The sequence below is a fragment of the Nocardia farcinica genome (genome assembly GCF_029867845.1).
GTDB lineage: Bacteria > Actinomycetota > Actinomycetes > Mycobacteriales > Mycobacteriaceae > Nocardia > Nocardia farcinica_A.
The window spans coordinates 1-6387 of record NZ_JARWRU010001308.1 but is presented as its reverse complement, the minus strand read 5'-3'; the positions used below and the strand labels follow the sequence as shown (position 1 = coordinate 6387).

Annotated in this window: 4 protein-coding genes; 3 read left to right on the top strand and 1 reads right to left on the bottom strand. The window is 70.4% G+C overall.

Annotated features, from left to right (window positions below; genetic code table 11):
• Positions 1-76 precede the first annotated feature (76 nt).
• Entirely contained in the window at positions 77-1237 is a 1161-nt protein-coding gene (locus QH283_RS29340) for an FAD-binding oxidoreductase (protein ID WP_280506162.1), read from the bottom strand.
• 559 nt (positions 1238-1796) lie between these two features.
• Between QH283_RS29340 and clpB the strand changes: the two genes are divergently transcribed.
• The 3 genes from clpB to QH283_RS29325 form a co-directional block, all read left to right on the top strand.
• Positions 1797-4388, top strand: coding sequence for an ATP-dependent chaperone ClpB (gene clpB, locus QH283_RS29335; RefSeq protein WP_280506161.1), 2592 nt, complete (start codon positions 1797-1799; stop codon positions 4386-4388).
• Between the two features lie 165 nt (positions 4389-4553).
• Complete coding sequence (locus QH283_RS29330) at positions 4554-5378, top strand: DUF5666 domain-containing protein (protein ID WP_280506160.1); 825 nt, start codon at positions 4554-4556, stop codon at positions 5376-5378.
• A gap of 23 nt (positions 5379-5401) precedes the next feature.
• Positions 5402-6387, top strand: a 986-nt coding sequence (locus tag QH283_RS29325) for a hypothetical protein (protein ID WP_280506159.1), incomplete at its 3' end; no start/stop codon positions are given.

Genomic DNA, 6387 nt, shown 5'->3' with positions numbered 1-6387 from the left:
TGTCCCCGCGGCCGCGGCCGCGCTGTCCCGTCCGGCGATTATGACCTACGCCCCGCACCGGCTCGCCGGGCTGTGACTACGCGATCGGGTCGCTGCTGATGATGTGCTCGGGAGTGCCGACGGCGATCAGCGCCCGCTTGGTGTCGGCGATCATCGGCGCCGAGCCCGCGATCTGGATCTGCCGGTCCTCCCAGGCGCCGAAGCTGGCCACCACGGCGCCCAGATTGCCGATCAGGGTGCGGTGCATGCCGTAGGGGGCGTCGGTGGGCGGGTGCGGATACCACCACGGATTGCTCTTCTGCTCGCACACCGGCACGATCGTCAGCCACGGGTTGCTCTGCGAGAGCTGCCACATGTTCTCCACGTCGTAGAGGTCGCACGGGTAGCGGCCGCCGATGAAGAAGTGCACCCGCGGGTTGACCCCGCGCTGGCTCATCTCGATCAACTGCGCGCGCAGCGGCGCGATGCCGGTGCCCGAGCCGATCAGCAGCACGTCCTTGCCGCTGTCGCGGTCGACGTGCAGGCCGCCGAGCGGGCCGCCGATCAGCCAGCGGTCGCCCACCTGGGTCTCGTTGACGATGGCCGGGCTCACCCAGCCGCCCCGGACCTTGCGCACATGGAATTCGATCTCCCCGTAGGGATTCGACGGAATGGCGGGCGAGAAATAGCGCCACATCTTCGGGCGTTGCGGAACCGCGACCGGCACGTACTGCCCCGCCTGATAAGGCACCGGAGTATCCGATTGCAGGCGCACGATCGCCAGATCGTCGAGCACCCGACGGTGACCGACCACAGTGGCTTCCCAATACGGTTGTGATTTATCGGAATTGGCGCCGATCGCCATCGATGCCGAGATCAGAATGCCCACATCCCGCCAGCCCTCTTCCAATTCCCTGGTCCACGCGGGCCCGTTGTAGGTGCGGAATGCGTCGAGCAGCGCCGCCCCGGCCAGGTCGTAGTGATCGGCGGTCACTCCGTATTTGCGGTGGTCGCGTGCCAGTTGCTCGAGGAAGTTCTGCGCTCGGTCCCAGTCCTCCAGATGGTCGAGGACGAATGCGATCGCCGTGGTCAGCCGTTTGGCCTGCATATCCATGGCGGGCGGAAAGAGATCGCGGAGCCCTGGGGCGGCCGCGAACAGGTGACCATAGAACGCACTGATCAACCGCTCGGGCCCGTTCGGTGACTGAATCACTGCACGGAGATTGGCGCGGACCAGCGCTGCCGAACGCGCATCCACGACAGGGGCTTCCTTTCTTCCCGTCCTCTGCGCATGCCTTTCGAGCGCAGGGACCGCCGTGATCCGGCGGTCCAACGGCTCCCAGTATCCCTGAAAAATCGCCTGGTCGGGTGGGGTGTTGTCAACTCCACCCGGCCCGATCGCCGCCCGGCCCGATCCTGGTCGTAGCCGGGGCCTATATCAGCAGGTCACCGCGTATCAGCAGGTCATCGCGTATCAGCAGGTCGCCGCGTATCAGCGACTCATCGCGTTTCGGCTCGGGCGCCGGCGGCGCCCGGTGCGCGCGGATGATGCCACACCGCGCCCGGTCGCGACGGACATCCGTCGGTCCCGGAAATTCGTCGGCACGTCCCGGTCGGCCGAATGGAAATCGTCCGCGCCGCGGCGGCGCGCGGCCGACACCGCCCGCGATCGGACGTGGCGCGCCGCGATGAGCTCGCGCATGTGGGGTAAGTCACTGGAGGTAACCACCGAAATTCATGGACTTGAGCGGAACAGACTCAACTTTGTATACGTTGAACCAGGCAACACAGACCGCACAACCCCGAGAGGTGATGAGGTGGACTCGTTCAATCCCACCACTAAGACCCAGGCGGCCCTGACCGCTGCCCTGCAGGCCGCCTCGGCCGCGGGGAACCCGGAGATCCGTCCGGCGCACTTGCTGGTGGCGTTGCTCGACCAAACCGACGGCATCGCCGCTCCGCTGCTCGAAGCCGTGGGCGTGCCGCCCGCGACGGTGCGGCGCGAGGCGCAGGAACTGGTCGACAGGTTGCCGCGCGCCACCGGCGCGACCACCCAGCCCCAACTCGGCCGCGAGGCGCTGGCCGCGATCACCGCAGCCCAGCGCCTGGCGACCGAGCTCGGCGACGAGTACGTCTCGACCGAGCACGTGCTGGTCGGCCTCGCCTCGGGCGATTCCGATGTCGCCAAGCTGCTGGTCGGCCACGGCGCCACCGCCGACGCGCTGCGCGAGGCGTTCACCAAGGTGCGCGGCAGCGCGCGGGTGACCACGCCGGACCCGGAGGCCACCTATCAGGCGCTGGAGAAGTACTCGACCGACCTCACCGAGGCCGCCCGCACCGGCAAACTCGACCCGGTGATCGGCCGTGACACCGAGATCCGCCGGGTGGTGCAGGTGCTCTCGCGCCGCACCAAGAACAACCCGGTGCTCATCGGCGAGCCGGGCGTCGGCAAGACCGCGATCGTGGAGGGCCTGGCCCAGCGCATCGTGGCGGGTGACGTGCCGGAATCGCTGCGAGGCAAGAAAGTCATCTCGCTCGACCTCGGCGCGATGGTCGCCGGTGCGAAGTATCGCGGTGAATTCGAGGAGCGGCTCAAGGCCGTGCTCGAGGACATCAAGAACAGCGCGGGCGAGATCATCACCTTCATCGACGAGCTGCACACCATCGTGGGCGCGGGCGCGACCGGCGAGTCGGCCATGGACGCGGGCAACATGATCAAGCCCATGCTGGCCCGCGGCGAGTTGCGGCTGGTCGGCGCGACCACGCTGGAGGAGTACCGCAAGCACATCGAGAAGGACGCCGCCCTGGAGCGGCGCTTCCAGCAGGTGCTGGTCGGCGAGCCGTCGGTGGAGGACACCGTCGGCATCCTGCGCGGCATCAAGGAGCGCTACGAGGTGCACCACGGCGTGCGGATCACCGACTCGGCGCTGGTCGCCGCGGCGGCGCTGTCCGATCGCTACATCACCTCGCGCTTCCTGCCGGACAAGGCGATCGACCTGGTCGACGAGTCGGCCTCGCGGCTGCGCATGGAGATCGACTCGCGTCCGGTGGAGATCGACGAGGTCGAGCGCGCGGTGCGCAGGCTGGAGATCGAGGAGGTCGCGCTGGAGAAGGAGACCGACGAGGCCTCCAAGATCCGGCTGGCCAAGCTGCGCCAGGAGCTGGCCGACGACCGGGAGAAGCTCAACCAGCTCACCACCAGGTGGCAGAACGAGAAGAAGGCGATCGACCAGGTCCGCGTGCTCAAGGAGCAGCTGGAGGTGCTGCGCGGGGAGTCCGAGCGCGCCGAACGCGACGGTGATCTCGGCAAGGCCGCCGAGCTGCGCTACGGGCGCATCCCGGCCCTGGAGAAGGAGCTGGCGGCGGCGGAGAAGTCGTCGAGCGAGACCTCGGGCGGCGAGCTGATGCTCAAGGAGGAGGTCGGTCCCGACGACATCGCCGAGGTGGTCTCGTCGTGGACGGGCATCCCCGTCGGCAGGCTGCTGCAGGGCGAGACCCAGAAGCTGCTGCGGATGGAGGAGGAACTCGGCCGCCGCGTGGTCGGCCAGAAGGCCGCCGTCCAGGCCGTCTCGGACGCGGTGCGGCGGGCCCGCGCGGGCGTGGCCGATCCGAACCGGCCGACCGGCTCGTTCATGTTCGTCGGCCCCACCGGCGTCGGCAAGACCGAGCTGGCCAAGGCGCTGGCGGACTTCCTGTTCGACGACGAGCGCGCGATGGTGCGCATCGACATGAGCGAGTACAGCGAGAAGCACGCGGTGGCTCGCCTGGTCGGCGCGCCTCCCGGCTACGTCGGCTACGACCAGGGCGGCCAGCTCACCGAGGCGGTGCGGCGGCGGCCGTACACGGTGGTGCTGTTCGACGAGATCGAGAAGGCGCACCCGGACGTGTTCGACATCCTGCTGCAGGTGCTCGACGAGGGCAGGCTGACCGACGGTCAGGGCCGCACGGTCGACTTCCGCAACACCATCCTCATCCTGACCTCCAACCTGGGTGCGGGCGGTGACGAGGAGTTCGTGATGAACGCGGTGCGCGCGGCCTTCAAGCCGGAGTTCATCAACCGCCTCGACGACGTGGTGATGTTCCACGCCCTCGACGAGGACGAACTCGCCGAAATCGTGGAGATCCAGCTCGGCCAGCTGCAGAAGCGGCTGTCGCAGCGGCGCCTGACCCTCGACGTCTCGCCCGCGGCGCGGATGTGGCTGGCGGTGCGCGGTTACGACCCGGTCTACGGCGCGCGGCCGCTGCGCAGGCTGATCCAGCTGGCCATCGGCGACACCCTCGCCAAGGAACTGCTGGCGGGCACGGTCACCGACGGCGACACCGTTCACGTCGGGGTGAGCCACGACGGCGGCGAGCTGATCGTCACGCCCGTGGGGCAGCAGGCCGAGCGGGTCGAGCCGACGGCCTGATCCCGGTCGGCGGGCAGCCGCAGGCCGGGCGGCGCACAGCGGTCCCCACCGGTGCCGAACCGGTGGGGACCTGCTGCGTCCACGGGGCTTGCGCTGGTCGCGGCACGCGGCGCCGCGGTGGGCGAACTGCGGCGGATCGCCGCGCGCACCCCTAGTCTGAGAGGCATGACCAACCCGAAGGATCCCTGGGGGCAGCGGCCGGGCGACGCCCCGACCGAACACCTGGGCCCGCCGGGGGCAGCCGGGTACGGGGAATACCCGCCGACCGAGCAGTACGACCCGTGGTCGGCGCCGCCCTCGTCGGAAGCCACGCGCGAGATCCCGCCGCTGGACCACCAGTGGGGCGCCTACGAGCCCGCGGGTGGCTGGCAGGGTGAGCAGCAGCGGGGCGCCTGGGCGGGCGCTCCTGGACAGCAGCCGGGCATGCCCTATCAGCCGGGCCCGCCGGGACAACAGCCGCCCGGCGTGCTCCCGCCGGACCATTACGTGCCGCCGGGGCAGGGGCCGCGCAAGAGCAACACCGGCCTGTGGATCGCGCTCGGCCTCGGCGTGGTCGCGCTGATCGGCGTGGTCGGCGTCGCCGCCGGGCTGGTGCTCGGCGGCGGGGACGACGAGGCCGACACCACCGCCGCCGGCAGCAGCACCGCCACCACGCACACGCTGCCGTTCCAGGCCGCGCCGAGCACCACCGCGCCGCTGCCCGGGCTCTCGGGCCTGCCCGGTCTGCCGGAGCTGGGTATCGAGGAACTGGGCGCGACGGTCGGCACCATCACCGCCAACGACGGCGGCACCCTGACCATCGCCACCATGACCGGCGGCGACGTCGTCGTGCGCACCGACGCGGCCACCCAGGTGATCTCGCTGTCGGTGCTGCGCGCGGCCGATCTGCCGGTGGGCGAGATGGTGGTCGTGCAGGGCGAGAAGGGCTCGGACGGCACGATTCAGGCGAGAATCATCGTCAGCACCGCGTTGCCCGGTGGTGGACGGTGATCGGGATATTAGGGTAGACCGCGATGACGGCTATGTGGTTCGGGTTGGCGGCGATCGCGCTCGTGGGTGCGGTCGTACTGCTCTATTTCGATCGGGTCCAGCGGCAGCGGTCCGGTCACGCGCGCCAGGTGTGGGCGAAGGCCCAGGGATACACCTACGTGTCGGTGGAACCGGCGCTCACGTCGACCTGGCGGCGCGGCGCGCTGGCCAAGCTCGGCTATCTGTCGGCCGTGGACGTGGTCTCCGGTATCCGCAAGGGTGAGAAGTTCGTCCTGTTCGATCTCGAGGACGCCGCCACCCTGGTCGCGGTGCGCCGCCAGATCGGTTCCGACATCGACGTGGACATGCGGCTCAAGACCGCGGCCCCGCCCAAGGACGCCGATCTCGAGCTGCTCGGCGCCATCGGCGACCGGGTGGTGTTCGCGACGAACCCGGAGATCGCCCGGCACGCGGTGGACCAGCGGATGGTGGCGTTCATCGAGACGCTGCCCGACACCGTGCAGATGCTGTGGAGCGAGGGCAACTGGACCCTCGGCATGCTGAACGTGGGCACCGTGGCCAGGGACTGGGAGACCGCGATCGACGCCGTGCTGCGGCTGTCGGGCCTGCTGCACGTGCTGCCGCCGGTCAGCGAGGCCCGCGAGCCCGAGCGCACCCGCCCGCGCCCGCCGGCCAGGGGCTCCGAATCCGACGACGAGGCCGACGATCTCGGCGGCGATCCCCGTGATCTCGGCGACGAGTACGACGAGGACGGCGACCGTGCCGACGGGTACGACGACCGTGGCGAGCCGCGCCGCGGCGGTGCCCGTGGCGGCCCCCGCGAGGTCGACGTCCCCGACCCCGACGAGATCGCCGCCGCCAGGAGCGCGCGCGATGCCGAGGGCTCGCGCCGTCCCTCGCTGGCCGTGGTCCCCGACCGCAGCCGCGACGACCGGGCCCGTGCGGACCGCCCCCGTGAGGGGGTGCGCGAGGACGAGCGCGGCGAGGACGACCGCCCCCGCCCCTCGGG